We start from the raw sequence: 13656 nt of genomic DNA, 5'->3' as shown, positions 1-13656 counted from the left end.
CTGACCCCTGGACCGGGGCTCGTGCTCAGCCCGGTCGACCTAGCGCGTGCCGAACCCGTACACCGTCTCCGAGAGGTACAGACCGCCCGGCCGCAGCACCGTGCTCGGGAAGTCCGGCCGGTTCGGGGAGTCGGGGAAGTGCTGGGTCTCCAGCGCGATGCCGTCGCCGGGTGCGAAGGGCTGGCCCAGATGGTCCGCGGTGTACAGCTGGAGTCCGGGCTCGGTCGTCGCCACCGTCAGCACCCGTCCGGACGCCGGGTCGTGCAGCTCGGCGACCTCCACCGGAGTGTCCGTCAGGCCCTTGTCGAGCACGAAGTTGTGGTCGTAGCCGGAACCGGTCTTGCGGGCCTGACGGAAGTCGAAGCGCGTGCCCGTCACGTCCTTCGGGGCCCCCGTCGGGATCAGATCCGCGTCGACCGGCGTGTACCGGGAGGCGGCCAGCCGCAGTTCGTGGCCGGCCGCGTCGCCGGAACCGCCCAGATTGAAGTAGCTGTGGTTCGTCAGGTTCACCACGGTCGGCGCGTCCGTCACCGCCTCGTACACGATCCGCAGCGCGCCGCTCTCCTGGAGCGTGTACGTCGCCGAGACCTCCAGCCGCCCGGGGAAGCCCTCCTCCCCGTGGGGACTGACCCGGGTGAGCCGCACCCCGTGCTCGACGGGTGTGCCCTCCCACACGCGCTTGTCGAAACCACGTTCCCCGCCGTGCAGCGAGTTCGGCCCGTTGTTCGGTTCCAGTGCGTACGTACGCCCGTCCAGCGGGAAACGGGCGCCGGCGATCCGGTTGGCGTACCGCCCGACCAGGGCGCCGAGGTAGGGGCCCGGGTGGGCGAGGTAGCCGTCGAGGTCCGGGAACCCCAGCACCACGTCCCCGGCCCGCCCCTCGCGGTCCGGCACCTCCACGGACTGCACGATCCCGCCGTACGTCAGGATCCGCACCCGCACGCCCGCCCGCTCCAGGGTCCAGCGGTGCACCGGCGTGCCGTCGGAAAGTGTGCCGAAGAGTTCGTTCATGTGCGGAACTCTAAGTCAGGGGTCCGGGTCAGGGCCGCTTCGCCGTCACGGTCCGGTAGGCGATCTCCGCCAACCGGGCCTGTCCGTTCACGCTGGGGTGGAAGTAGTCCCAGCGGCTCAACTGGGCGGTGCCGAAGCGGTAGTCGTACACCGCGCCCCCGTCGGAGCGGCACCGCTTGTCCTCGGCACAGACCTCCGCCAACACCTTGTTGTAGTCCTCCACCCTCTTCTGCACCGTGTTCCGCCGCAGGGTGGCCGTCGAGTCCAGGGCGTCCGCGTCGCCCAGCATGGACGGGCAGATGCCCAGCTTCCACACCTGCTTGCCCATCGGGCTGGCACGGCCCTCGGACCACAGCCGCTTCAGGTTCGGCACGCTCGCCACGAACACCTGGGTCTTGGGCAGGGCTTTGCGCAGCGTGCGCATGGAGTCCTCGAAGTCGGCGCGGAACTCGGAGACCGGGGTCATCGCCGAGGGCGTGGCCCGACACGCGTCGTTCGCCCCCACCATCACCGTCACCAGCTGCGGTTTCCGCCGCACGGCCCGGTCCACCTGCCCGGGCAGGTCCGCCATCCGCGCCCCCGTCACGGCGTAGTTCCAGCTCCGCTCGGCGGCGCCGGTCCGCCCCAGCAGCCGGACGGCGAGCGAGTCGACCTCGGGGCTCGCGCCGGTCGCCCAGGACGCCTCCGGGCAGTCCGACAGCACGTCACAGGCGTCGAAGCCGCGCGTGATGGAGTCACCGACGGCCGCCACGGAACGCGGACTGCGGTCCCAGAGGGGTGAGGGCTTCGGGGACGGCTCGGCCCTCTCCGACGGCGCGGCGGAGTCACCCCCCACGGCGTCACAGCCGGCCACACCCACCACGGCCGCCGCCACCAGGGCAAGCACGGCCCGTGAGCGGTGGCTTCGCTTCCGCATCCCTGGTCCATCCCCTCGCCGCGCCGTGCCTGTCTCCCCAACCCATAACAACGCACGAGGGTTCCCGACCGATCAGGTGCAACGCCTCACACCCGCACAAGCGTCCCCCTGGGTGAATGCCAAGCGTTTCCCGCCACCTGGACCGACCGTACGTCACACTCCTTGCGCCACCGCACGGTAGCCTCGCCATCAACGTGACCCGCCCGGTCACAGCCGTCCGCCCGTTTCCAAGCTGTCCCGCTCTGCCCGGAGGTTCCGGTGACGACACGTGGAGTCCTGTACGTGCACTCCGCGCCGCGCGCGCTGTGCCCGCACGTCGAGTGGGCCATCGCCGGGGTGCTCGGCACACGCGTCAACCTGGACTGGATCCGTCAGCCCGCCGCCCCGGGCACCTGGCGCTCGGAGTTCTCCTGGCAGGGCCAGGCGGGCACGGCGTCGAAGCTGGCGTCGGCGCTGCGCGGCTGGCACCTCCTCCGCTTCGAGGTCACCGCGGAACCCTGCCCCACCGCCGAGGGCGAGCGCTACAGCTGCACCCCCGACCTGGGCATCTTCCACGCCGTCACCGGCATCCACGGCGACATCCTCATCCCCGAGGACCGCCTGCGCGCGGCACTGCAACGCAGTCGGCAGGGGGAGACCGACCTGGAAGCCGAACTCAACAAGCTGCTCGGCAAGCCCTGGGACGACGAACTGGAACCGTTCCGCTACGCAGGCGAGGGCGCCCCGGTCCGCTGGCTCCACCAGGTCGTGTAGACCCCTTCAGGGGCACGCCCCCCAGGGGCGCGGGGAACTGCGCGAACAACCCCAGACAGCCCGCACCCGGCACACAACGCCACAGAAACGGCGAATGGCCCGAACCCCACCGAAGGGGGTTCGGGCCATTCAACGCCCAGAATCAAATGGTCCGGAACGCCAGCACCACGTTGTGCCCACCGAACCCGAACGAGTCGTTCAACGCCGCGATCCGCCCGTCGACCGGCAGCTTCCGAGCCTCACCCCGGACGACATCGGCATTCGCCTCGGCCTCCGGGTCAAGGTTCTCCACGTTGATCGTCGGCGGAGCCACCCGGTGGTACAGCGCGAGCACGGTCGCCACCGTCTCGACACCACCGGCACCACCCAGCAGATGCCCGGTCATCGACTTCGTCGCGGACACCGCGAAGTGGTCGGCGTCGTCACCGAACACCTTCCGCAGCGCCTTCAACTCGGCGATGTCACCGGCCGGCGTCGACGTCGCGTGCGCGTTGACGTGCACGATCTCCGCCGGGTCCAGGTCATTGCGGTCCAGCAGGTTCTGCAGGGCGTGCGAGATGCCCCGCCCCTCCGGCTCCGGCTGCACGATGTCGTGCGCGTCGGCGGAGATGCCCTGCCCGACCGCCTCGGCGTACACCCGGGCACCACGCTTGGCGGCGTGCTCGGCGGACTCCAGGACCACGACACCGGCGCCCTCACCGAGGACGAAGCCGTCGCGGGCGGTGTCGTAGGGACGCGACGCGCCCTGCGGGTCGTCGTTGTTCTTGGACATCGCCATCATGTTGCCGAACGCGGCGATGGGCAGCGGGTGGATCGCCGCCTCCGTGCCACCCGCGACGACGACGTCGGCGCGGCCGGTGCGGATCATCTCGATGGCGTAGCCGATGGCCTCGGCGCCCGAGGCGCAGGCGGAGACCGGCGTGTGCACGCCCGCACGGGCGCCCACGGCCAGACCCACGTTGGCCGAGGGGCTGTTGGGCATCAGCATGGGAACGGTGTGCGGGGAGACGCGGCGGACGCCCTTCTCCTTCAGCACGTCGTACTGGTCGAGCAGGGTCGTCACACCGCCGATGCCGGAGGCGATGACGGCGCCGAGCCGGTCGGGGTCGACGGCCGGGTCGTCGCCGGCCTTCGCTTCAAAACCGGCGTCCGCCCACGCCTCCTTGGCCGCGACCAGCGCGAACTGCGCCGAACGGTCCAGGCGGCGGGCCTGCGGCCGGGGGATGACCTCGGTCGGTTCCACGGCGACCGGGGCCGCGATACGGACCGCCTGATCGGCGGCCCAGTCCTGCTCCAGGGGCTTGACGCCGGAACGTCCGGCGATCAGGCCCTCCCAGGTAGAGGCTACGTCGCCACCCAGCGGTGTGGTTGCGCCGATACCGGTGACGACCACGGTGCGATTGGTCGGGCTCACGGGAATTCTTTCTCCAACGGATACGAGGATTAAGCGGCGCCACCGCCGGGTGGCGGGGCAGTCAGCCCTAGGACCTGATCGGTAGATCAGCCCTGGTGCTTGAGGATGTAGTCGGTCGCGTCACCGACGGTCTTGAGGTTCTTGACGTCCTCGTCCGGGATCTTGACGTCGAAGCGCTCTTCGGCGGCGACGACGACCTCGACCATGGACAGCGAGTCGACGTCCAGGTCGTCGGTGAAGGACTTGTCCAGCTGGACGTCCTCAACCGGGATGCCGGCGATCTCGTTCACGATCTCGGCGAGACCGGCGACGATCTCTTCCTGAGTGGCGGCCATGTTGGCGCTCCTTCGTAGATATCCAGAGGGTGTGGCAGGTGTTTGCTCCCGTGCTGGATCGCATGATCCGGCACGGAGTGCCTAGGGGAGGGTAACGACAGTCGCGGCGTAGACGAGACCCGCCCCGAAGCCGATGACGAGCGCGGTGTCCCCGCTCTTCGCCTCACCGGTCGCCAGGAGCCGCTCCATCGCGAGCGGGATCGAGGCGGCCGAGGTGTTGCCGGTGGTGCGGATGTCCCGGGCGACCGTGACGTGCTCCGGCAGTTTCAGGGTCTTCACCATCGAGTCGATGATCCGCACGTTGGCCTGGTGCGGGATGAAGACGTCCAGTTCGTCCGCGGTGATCCCGGCCGCGTCCAGCGCCTGCTGGGCGACCTTCGCCATCTCGAACACGGCCCAGCGGAACACCGCCTGGCCTTCCTGGGTGATCGCGGGGAACTTCTCGACCGTCCCGTCGCGGTAGTCCGTCCACGGTACGGTCTGCTTGATGGTGTCGGACTTGTCGCCCTCGGAGCCCCACACGGTCGGGCCGATCGCGGGCTCCTGGGCCGGGCCGACCACGACCGCGCCGGCGCCGTCGCCGAACAGGAAGGCCGTCGCGCGGTCCTCCAGGTCGGTCAGGTCGCTCAGCCGCTCGACGCCGATCACCAGGACGTACTCCGCCGAGCCCTCGACGATCATGCCCTTGGCGAGCGTGAGACCGTAGCCGAAGCCCGCGCAGCCCGCCGAGATGTCGAAGGCGGCGGCCTTGGCGGTGCCCAGCTTGTCGGCGATCTCGGTGGCGACGGCCGGAGTCTGCTTGAAGTGCGAGACGGTCGAGACGATCACGCCGCCGATCTGCTCGACGGAGATGCCCGCGTCCGCGATGGCCTTGCCGGACGCCTCGACCGACATCGCGGCGACGGTCTCCTCGTCGGAGGCCCAGTGCCGCGTCTCGATGCCGGAGCGCGAGCGGATCCACTCGTCGGACGACTCGATCGTCTCGAGGATGACCTCGTTCGGCACGACCCGGGTCGGGCGGTAGCCGCCCACACCGAGGATCCGCGCGTACGGGGCGCCCTTGCTGGGCTTGATCTTCGCCATGCTCTCGGGCTCCTTGTCAGGCGTGCTCGGCGATGAGCTCGCGAGCGGCGTCGAGGTCGGCGGGGGTCTTCAGCGCCAGCGTCTTCACACCGGGCAGGGCGCGCTTGGCGAGGCCCGTGAGGGTCCCGCCGGGGCACAGCTCGATCAGGGCCGTGACGCCGAGCTCCTTGAAGGTCTCCATGCACAGGTCCCAGCGGACCGGGTTGGCGACCTGGCCGACCAGACGGTCCAGCACCTCGGTGCCGGAGCTGACCGTCCGCCCGTCCTTGTTCGAGACGTAGGTGAGCTTGGGGTCGCCGGGCGCCAGGGCCTCGGCGGCCTTCGCCAGCGTGTCGACCGCGGGAGCCATGTGGTGCGTGTGGAAGGCGCCCGCGACCTTCAGCGCGACGACCTTGCGCACGCCCTCCGGCTTGTCCGCCTCCAGCTCGGCGAGCTGCTCCTTCGTACCGGCCGCCACGATCTGGCCCGCGCCGTTGATGTTCGCCGGGGTCAGGCCCAGCTTCTCCAGGTGCGGAACCGTCACTTCGGGGTCGCCGCCGAGGAGGGCGGCCATTCCGGTCTCGGTGACGGCGGCGGCCTCGGCCATGGCGAGTCCACGGGTGCGGACCAGCCGGACGGCCTCCTCGTGCGGGAGCACCCCGGCGAGCGACGCCGCGGTGATCTCACCGACGCTGTGACCGGCGAGGGCGCCGACCTTGCGCGGCAGCTCCGCCGGGTCGTCGAACAGCGTGTACGCGGACGCCAGTCCGGCCGCGACGAGCAGCGGCTGCGCCACCGCGGTGTCGCGGATCTCCTCCGCGTCGGCCTCGGTGCCGTAGCGGATCAGGTCGAGATCCACGGCGTCGGACCATGCCTCAAGGGCACCGCGGACACCGGGGAGGTCGAGCCATTCAGTCAGGAAGCCGGGCGTCTGGGCGCCCTGGCCGGGAGCGACGAGTACGAGCACTCTCACACTCTCTCTTGGGTACGGGCACGGCCGCCCGTGGGGACAGGGACGAAGAACACGAGGGGGTTTTGTCGAGCTTCGACAAAACCTTAGGGCTGGAGATCTCCATCGACCAGACGCCCCAGGATCAGCGCGATCCGCAGCGTGAAGGCAGAGCGTACATCGGAGGGTGACCAACCGGTGACGTCAGTCACACGTCGAAGCCGGTAGCGGACGGTGTTGGGGTGAACGAACAGCATCCGGGCCGCGCCTTCGAGGCTGCTCGCCTGTTCGAGATAGACACTGAGGGTCTCCAGGAGCGCGGCCCCGGCCTCCTCCAGCGGTCTGTAGATCTCCTCCACCAGTTGGACGCGTGCCGAGGGGTCACCGGCGATCGCCCGCTCCGGGAGCAGGTCGTCCGCCAGGACCGGCCGCGGGGCGTCCTGCCAGGCAGAACACGCCTTCAGCCCCGCCGCGGCGGCCTGCGCGGAGCGGGTCGCGGCCTGGAGGTCCGGCACCACCGGGCCCGCCACGACCGGCCCGGCCGCGTACGGGCCGATCAGTGACTTGGCGACGGCCAGCGGGTTGTCGCTGCCGCCCGCGATGACGACCAGCCGGTCCCCGAGCACCCCGGTCAGCACCTGGAGCTTGGCGTGCCGGGCGGCCCGCCGGATCGCCTCCACGGTCAGCTCGGAGTCACCGTTGGGCGCCGTGCCGAGCACCACGCACACGTGTTCGGGCGAGTTCCATCCCAGGGCGGCGGCCCGGGACACGGCCCCCTCGTCGGCCTCGCCGCTCAGCACCGCGTTCACGACCAGGGACTCCAGGCGGGCGTCCCAGGCGCCGCGCGCCTCGGCGGCCTGCGCGTACACCTGGGCGGTGGCGAAGGCGATCTCCCGGGCGTAGACGAGCAGCGCCTCGCGCAGCACGCTCTCGTCGCCCGGGGCCGCGACCTCGTCGATCGCGCTCTCCATGACCTCGATGGTGGTGCGCACCATCTCCACGGTCTGGCGCAGCGTGATCGCCCGGGTCAGCTCGCGCGGCGCGGTTCCGAACACGTCGGTCGAGATCGCCTGCGGGGCGTCCGGATGCCGGAACCACTCCGTGAAGGCGGCGATACCCGCCTGCGCGACCAGACCGATCCAGGAACGGTTCTCCGGGGGCATGGCCCGGTACCAGGGCAGCGTCTCGTCCATCCGCGCGATGGCCTGCGCGGCGAGCGATCCGGACGACTTCTCCAGCCGCTTCAGCGTCGCGGCATGCGGGTGGACGTCGTGTGCTGCGGCTTCGTTCTTGCTGGTTTCGGGTTCGGGCACGGGGACAAGACTGCCTTATCCGGACGGGAAGGTGCGTCGCCGGGTCTACGGTGGATCTCGTGATGGACGTGAGGCGCGCGGACGAGCGCTACCCCGGAGGGGATTCGACCGCAGGCATCGAGACGTGGCACGCCTTCTCCTTCGGGCCCCACTACGACCCGGACAACCTCCGCTTCGGCGCGGTGATCGCCTGCAACGAGGAGAACCTGGCGCCGGGCGCCGGCTTCGACGAACACCCGCACAGCCACACCGAGATCGTCACGTGGGTGGTGGCGGGTGAACTGACCCACCGCGACTCCACCGGTCACGAGTCGGTGGTGCGCCACGGGGACGTGCAGCGGCTCAGCTCGGCGGGCGGCGTACGGCACGTGGAGCGCAACGACGGCCCCGGCCCCCTGACCTTCGTCCAGATGTGGCTGGCCCCGCTCGACCCCGGCGGCGACCCCTTCTACGAGGTCGTCCGCGGCATCGCCGACTCGACGCCCTACGCCCTCCCCGAGGCCGGTGCGATGCTGCACGTACGGCGGCTGAGGGCGGGGGAGCGGACGGCGGTGCCGGACGCGGCGCACGTGTACGTGCATGTCGTACGCGGCGACGTGCGCCTGGACGGCGAGGAGCTGCACACCGGCGACGCGGCGCGGATCACCGACGCCAAGGGCCTGGAGGCGGAGGCCGCGACGGAAGCGGAGCTGCTGGTCTGGGAGATGACCTAGAGCTCGGCGACGACCGCGTCCGTGAACACCGGCCACGCCTCGACCGCCCACGGCCCGAACGCCCGGTCCGTCAGGGCGACGCAGGCCGCGCCCGCGTCCGGGTCGATCCACAGGAACGTACCCGACTGTCCGAAATGTCCGAACGTGCGCGGTGAGGGCGACGAGCCGGTCCAGTGCGGAGACTTGCCGTCCCGGATCTCGAAACCGAGGCCCCAGTCGTTCGGGTTCTGATGCCCGTACCCCGGCAGGACACCCTTGGTACCCGGGTAGTGCACGGTCATCGCCTCGGCGACCGTACGCGGGTCCAGCAGCCGCGGGGCCTGCACCTCGGCCGCGAACCGCAGCAGGTCCTCGACCGTGGAGACCCCGTCCTTGGCCGGAGAGCCCTCCAGGGTGGTCGAGGTCATGCCCAGCGGCTCCAGCACGGCCTGCCGCAGGTACTCGCCGAAGGGGATGTCGGTCGCCTTCGTGATGTGGTCGCCCAGCTGCTCGAACCCGGCGTTGGAGTACAGCCGCCGCTCGCCGGGCGGGGCCGTGACCTTGTGCTCGTCGAAGGCGAGACCCGAGGTGTGCGCGAGCAGGTGCCGGACCGTCGAACCGGCCGGACCGGCGGGCTCGTCGAGCTCGACCGCGCCCTCCTCGTACGCGACGAGCGCCGCGTAGGCGGCCAGCGGCTTGGTCACCGACGCGAGCGGGAAGCGCTGTCCGGCCGGCCCATGAGTGCCGAGGACGGTGCCGTCCGCTCGTACGACACCCGCCGCAGCGGTGGGAACCGGCCAGTTCTCGATCAACGCGAGGCTCTTCAGCGACATGCGTTCGAGCCTAAGGGATCCTTGCACTATGCCCGCCCGGGTCGGGCGCTCATAGTGCAAGGACCCCTTGGCGCTCAGAGCGTGAGCTCCAGCAACGGGTCGGGCTTGGGCCGGAAACCGAGGGACACGTACAGCGGCTCGGCTTCCGGCGAGGCGGTCAGCTGTACGCGCCGGGCACCACGCTCGCGGAACCACTCCAGCAGCGTCGTCATGCACGCGCGCGCGTACCCGCGGCGCCGGGCGCCCGGGTCGGTGGCCACACTGAAGACGAAGCCCACCTTGCCCCCTGGGTTGGCCGCCTTGCCGATGCGGTAGTCGATCGTCCCGGCGACCAGGCAGGCCAGCGCCCCCGGCCGCTCCGGGTGGTCCACGACGAACGCCACGAAGTCCCCGTCCGGCTCGCCCAGTTTGGACTTCAGCGTGGGGAGGGACTCCCCGTGCCAGGCGGTGGACGGGTCGGCGGCGAACAGCGAGTCGATCATGATCTGGCGCAGTCGCAGGACTTCCTCGGCGTCTTCGGGCAAGGCGCGGCGTACAGAACTCATGACTCCGTACGCTAACCATTCGGATCAGGACGCGTCCTGCCGATTTCTTACCGTCGACGCTTGCTTGGAGCGCACTCCAAGGTTCTAGCGTTGGGGCCATGACGGTGATGGAGACCACGGGGACCAGGACCGACATCTGCGCCGCCCCGCCGCAGCAGAACCGGCGCCCGGACGGTGAGGACAGGTACACGATCAGCGAGGTCGTCGCCTTCACCGGCCTGACGGCACACACCCTGCGCTGGTACGAGCGCATCGGTCTGATGCCGCACATCGACCGGTCCCACACCGGCCAGCGCCGCTACACCAACCGTGACCTCGACTGGCTCGACCTCGTCGGCAAGCTCCGCCTGACGGGAATGCCGGTCGCCGACATGGTCCGGTACGCGGAACTGGTGCGCGAGGGCGACCACACCTATGTCGAGCGCTTCGAGCTGCTCCAGGCGACCCGCGAGGACGTCCTGGCCAGGATCGACGAACTCCGCGGCACACTCGCCGTGCTCGACCGGAAGATCAGTTTCTACGCGGACGCCGGGCGTGCCCTGGCGTCGGAGAGGTCCCGATGACGGACGGCAGGATCACGACGGCGAAGCTCGGCGACGACGGCCCCGAGGTGGGTGTCCAGGGCCTCGGCTGCATGGGCATGAGCTTCGGCTACGGCCCCGCGGACGCGGACGCCTCCCGGGCCACCCTGGAACGAGCCCTCGAACTGGGCGTCACCCTCTACGACACGGCCGACGCGTACGGCGCCGGCGAGAACGAGCGGTTCCTGTCGCCGTTCTTCAAGGCCCACCGCGACGAGGTCGTCATCGCGACCAAGTTCTCGCTGTCGATACCCCCGGACGACCCGACCCGGCGCGTCATCCGCAACGACCCGCCCTACATCCGCGAGGCGGTCGAGGCCAGCCTGAAGCGCCTCGACGTCGACGTCATCGACCTCTACTACATGCACCGGCGCGATGTGAACGTGCCGATCGAGGAGACCGTCGGCACCATGGCCGATCTGGTCCGCGAGGGCAAGGTCAAGCATCTCGGCCTGAGCGAGGTCACGGCCGACGAACTGCGCGCCGCGCACGCCGTCCACCCCATCGCCGCCGTGCAGTCGGAGTGGTCGCTGTTCAGTCGTGACATCGAGCCGAAGGTGGTCCCCGCGGTCCGTGACCTGGGCGTGGCCCTGGTCGCGTACTCGCCGCTGGGCCGCGGCTTCCTCACGGGCTCCTTCACCCACGCCGACCAGGACCTGACCCCCGGCGACTTCCGCCGCCAGCAGCCCCGCTTCACGGGCGACAACGCGACGGCCAACGCGACCCTGCTGGGGCTGATCCGCTCGGTGGCCGACGCCCATGACGCCTCCCTGGGCCAGATCGCCCTGGCCTGGGCCCACCAGCAGGCGACGATCCACGACCTCCCGGTCATCCCGATCCCGGGCACCCGCAAGCCGTCCAGGGTGGAGGAGAACACGGCGGCGACCAGGATCGTCCTGACGGACGAGCAACTGGACCTGCTGGACGGCATCGCTGCCCAGGTGGCGGGCAACCGCTACGCGGACATGGCGTTCACTTCTGCGGGCAGGGAGTAGGGGAGGTTTTTCGGGGGCGCGGGGCCGCATCGATATGCGGCCCCGCCGCGTGGGCGCGAACCACCACGCACGAACCCGCGCCCGCCCACGGTGGGATGCCGGCAGACGCTAAAGCTCCGCCAACAACTCGGCCTTTTTGACCGAAAACTCCTCATCCGTCACCAAACCGGCCTGATGCAACTCCCCGAGATGCCGGATCCTCTCGGCGATATCCGCAGGGTCCCGCCTCGCCGCCGCCGCCGGAACAGCCGCCACCGGACTGGACGCCCGCGCCGCGGCCAGCACCGCCGCGGCGAACGGCAGTGACTCGTGCACGGGCCCGTACCCCAGCCCGAACACCACCGCGGCGGGATCCTGATCGGCCTGCGCGGCGGAGTCGTCCGCCCCGTCGCGCCGCAGCAGCCGCAGATGCCCTTCGAACACCTCCGGCGACCGCCACTCCACCCCGGTCAGCTCCCCGACGCCAAACGTCTGGTCGCCGGCCTTCCACTTCGCCGACGACGCCCCCGTCCAGAACCAGCGGAAGTTCACGGTCCGGCCGTCGAAGGACGCCTTCCCGTCGTACGCCTTGAAGGACAGCGGCCCCTTCGGCGGCTCCACCAGGAACCGCTCCGCCGGTCCGGACTCCGTCAGCAGGCCCCGCAACTCGTCGGCGTAGTACTCGGCGAGGACCTCCCGCTCGGCGGGCAGCACCAGCCGGTAGGGGTCGCCGCTCTCCTTCAGCTGCCCGGCGGCCGCCTCCATCAGCGGGTCCGCTCCGGGCCGCGGCTCGACGCGCAGCACGACCGTGCCGCGCTTCCCGCGTGTCAGCGTCACCCCGGCGAGCGCGTCCAGGGGGACACGCCGTTCCCCGAGCGCCTGGAAGAGCTTGGGTGTTCGAATCCCCCGTTCGTAGCGGATGAGCACGGAGTCGGACTCGAACTCCCAGGCGGCATGAAATCCGGCCAGTACGTCACCCATGCGGGTCATCGTATGCGGCACGCGCTCCTCCGTCCCCCTCCTGAGCAGACCGCAGTTCCTTCGCCTCTACGCGCGTCAGGCCGCCGCCGTGCCGGACAAACCGGTACGGCAGACGCCGTCTTCGTGCGCGCAGTGCACCGAGCGGTATGCGCCAACGCCGATCTCTGCGAAATTCATCAGACTTGCCGTGCCCGGCTCGAAGTAGCCGGCGTGACCCTTCGCACCCTGCGCCGACAGCACCCGCGCGCCGAACCCGGCGGACATCGGGTCGGCCCCGTGGCCCAGCCCGCCGACCTCCAGGTACGGCACGTCCTGGATCCAGTCGTCGGAGTCCCGCATCGCCCACACCCGGGCGCTGGTGTGCAGTTGGGCGGCCTTCTCCACGCGCATGCCCGGGCTGCCGGCCACCGCGATGTCGGACACCCGGCCCGGCATCGTGTGCGCGGCGACCCCGCACACCACGGAGCCGTAGCTGTGGCAGAACAGCGACACCGGCGACGAGCCGGGCAGTGACCGCACCAGCGCGTTGAGCCGTACCGCACCCTCCTCGGCGCGCATCGCCGTGGCCGAGTCGATGCCGAGTCCGCTGGGCGCCGTGTAGTCGGCCCAGGCGATCACGGCGGTACGGGTCGACGGGCTCGTCCTCCGCTCGGCCGAGTACAGCGACTCGGCCATGCCGACGGGCGCCGAGTACTTGCGGTTGGTGCGCTGGAAGGTGAGCAGGTCGGTGTCCACACCGGGCACCACGACCGACACCCGGTCCGCCTCGCGCAGGTCGCCGAAGACCTCCGCCACCCGGCCCGAGCCCTCGGGGTCGAAGGCGAGGATGTGGCGGCCCTTCTCCATGAGGTCTTCGAAGCGGTGCATCCGGCGGCCGGCGTCGTTCTTCCCGGCCGGGGTGAGGCGGTTGTCGTGCATGCGTTCCCGCTCGACGTCGCGGGCCCGGTCGAGCGCCACGCGGTTGGCGCGGTAACGCAGCTCGACCGGGGCGCCGTTCATGTTGCCCACCGTGAGCGGGTACGTGTGGACCAGGCTCGCGCGCTGCCGCTCGGTGAGCGAGGAGAAGAAGCGGGCCAGCTTCGTCGGCTGGGACTGCGGGTCCGGCAGCCGGTGTCCGCCGATCCGGCCGTGCTCCCAGGCGGAGAGCGAGGCTTGCAGCGGCGTGTCACCCCGCTGGTTGCGCATGGCGGTCCAGCCGGTGGTCGCCAGCATCACGAACACGACGGCCAGAGCGAGCAGTGCGCGCCAGACGTTCAGTTGCGGGGAGGTGTCGAAGGAAGTCACTGGAAGGACACAC

General features: G+C 70.7%; 15 protein-coding genes. 4 read left to right on the top strand and 11 right to left on the bottom strand.

From position 1 onward, the window contains the following. Positions 1–39: 39 nt before the first annotated feature. Together ABEA82_RS01405 and ABEA82_RS01400 are read right to left on the bottom strand one after the other, a co-directional pair. Positions 40–1011 carry an aldose epimerase family protein gene (locus tag ABEA82_RS01405; protein ID WP_345659462.1) on the bottom strand — a complete coding sequence of 324 codons (972 nt, stop codon included), beginning with the start codon at positions 1009–1011 and terminating at the stop codon, positions 40–42. Between the two features lie 28 nt (positions 1012–1039). Further along, entirely contained in the window at positions 1040–1927 is an 888-nt protein-coding gene (locus tag ABEA82_RS01400) for an SGNH/GDSL hydrolase family protein (RefSeq protein ID WP_345659461.1), read from the bottom strand. Between the two features lie 258 nt (positions 1928–2185). On the opposite strand from ABEA82_RS01400, the gene ABEA82_RS01395 reads away from it, so the two are divergent. Beyond that, on the top strand, positions 2186–2680 hold the full coding sequence (locus ABEA82_RS01395) for a DUF3145 domain-containing protein (RefSeq protein ID WP_345659460.1): 495 nt from the start codon (positions 2186–2188) through the stop codon (positions 2678–2680). A 142-nt stretch (positions 2681–2822) separates the two neighbouring features. Here ABEA82_RS01395 and fabF read toward each other — a convergent pair whose 3' ends face one another. The 5 genes from fabF to fasR form a co-directional block, all read right to left on the bottom strand. Then, entirely contained in the window at positions 2823–4094 is a 1272-nt protein-coding gene (gene fabF / locus ABEA82_RS01390; RefSeq protein ID WP_345659459.1) for a beta-ketoacyl-ACP synthase II, read from the bottom strand. Positions 4095–4180: 86 nt separating this feature from the next. Continuing rightward, a complete protein-coding gene (locus ABEA82_RS01385) occupies positions 4181–4429 on the bottom strand; it encodes an acyl carrier protein (RefSeq protein ID WP_003989952.1) in 249 nt (82 codons plus the stop codon). An 81-nt stretch (positions 4430–4510) separates the two neighbouring features. Beyond that, the gene (locus ABEA82_RS01380; RefSeq protein ID WP_345659458.1) at positions 4511–5512 is read right to left on the bottom strand and encodes a ketoacyl-ACP synthase III; all 1002 of its coding nucleotides are present in this window, start codon (positions 5510–5512) and stop codon (positions 4511–4513) included. A 16-nt stretch (positions 5513–5528) separates the two neighbouring features. Continuing rightward, positions 5529–6458: an ACP S-malonyltransferase gene (locus tag ABEA82_RS01375; protein WP_345659457.1), complete on the bottom strand. Its 930-nt coding sequence runs from the start codon at positions 6456–6458 to the stop codon at positions 5529–5531. Positions 6459–6547: 89 nt separating this feature from the next. After that, positions 6548–7753, bottom strand: a complete 1206-nt coding sequence (gene fasR / locus ABEA82_RS01370) for a fatty acid biosynthesis transcriptional regulator FasR (protein ID WP_345659456.1) — start codon at positions 7751–7753, stop codon at positions 6548–6550. 62 nt (positions 7754–7815) lie between these two features. Here fasR and ABEA82_RS01365 point away from each other — a divergent pair, with 62 nt between their 5' ends. After that, a complete protein-coding gene (locus ABEA82_RS01365) occupies positions 7816–8466 on the top strand; it encodes a pirin family protein (protein WP_345660097.1) in 651 nt (216 codons plus the stop codon). Here ABEA82_RS01365 and ABEA82_RS01360 read toward each other — a convergent pair. Both ABEA82_RS01360 and ABEA82_RS01355 read right to left on the bottom strand, forming a co-directional pair. Next, positions 8463–9278 (bottom strand): serine hydrolase domain-containing protein, encoded by an 816-nt coding sequence (locus ABEA82_RS01360; protein ID WP_345659455.1) that lies wholly within the window; start codon positions 9276–9278, stop codon positions 8463–8465. The genes ABEA82_RS01365 and ABEA82_RS01360 overlap by 4 nt on opposite strands. 74 nt (positions 9279–9352) lie before the next feature. Then, positions 9353–9823, bottom strand: coding sequence for a GNAT family N-acetyltransferase (locus ABEA82_RS01355; RefSeq protein ID WP_345659454.1), 471 nt, complete (start codon positions 9821–9823; stop codon positions 9353–9355). Positions 9824–9921: 98 nt separating this feature from the next. Here ABEA82_RS01355 and ABEA82_RS01350 point away from each other — a divergent pair, with 98 nt between their 5' ends. Continuing rightward, positions 9922–10386 carry a MerR family transcriptional regulator gene (locus ABEA82_RS01350; protein WP_345659453.1) on the top strand — a complete coding sequence of 155 codons (465 nt, stop codon included), beginning with the start codon at positions 9922–9924 and terminating at the stop codon, positions 10384–10386. After that, positions 10383–11399 (top strand): aldo/keto reductase, encoded by a 1017-nt coding sequence (locus tag ABEA82_RS01345; protein ID WP_345659452.1) that lies wholly within the window; start codon positions 10383–10385, stop codon positions 11397–11399. The genes ABEA82_RS01350 and ABEA82_RS01345 overlap by 4 nt, the downstream gene beginning before the upstream one ends. Before the next feature lie 108 nt (positions 11400–11507). On the opposite strand, the gene ABEA82_RS01340 is transcribed toward ABEA82_RS01345, so the two are convergent. Both ABEA82_RS01340 and ABEA82_RS01335 read right to left on the bottom strand, forming a co-directional pair. Next, entirely contained in the window at positions 11508–12368 is an 861-nt protein-coding gene (locus ABEA82_RS01340) for a DUF4429 domain-containing protein (RefSeq protein WP_345660096.1), read from the bottom strand. Between the two features lie 66 nt (positions 12369–12434). Then, the gene (locus ABEA82_RS01335) at positions 12435–13643 is read right to left on the bottom strand and encodes an alpha/beta hydrolase (RefSeq protein ID WP_345659451.1); all 1209 of its coding nucleotides are present in this window, start codon (positions 13641–13643) and stop codon (positions 12435–12437) included. Positions 13644–13656 lie beyond the last annotated feature (13 nt).

It is taken from the genome of Streptomyces venetus (assembly GCF_039540295.1).
GTDB lineage: Bacteria > Actinomycetota > Actinomycetes > Streptomycetales > Streptomycetaceae > Streptomyces > Streptomyces venetus.
Note: the sequence above shows the minus strand (reverse complement) of the source record. Positions and strands in the feature narration are given on the sequence as shown.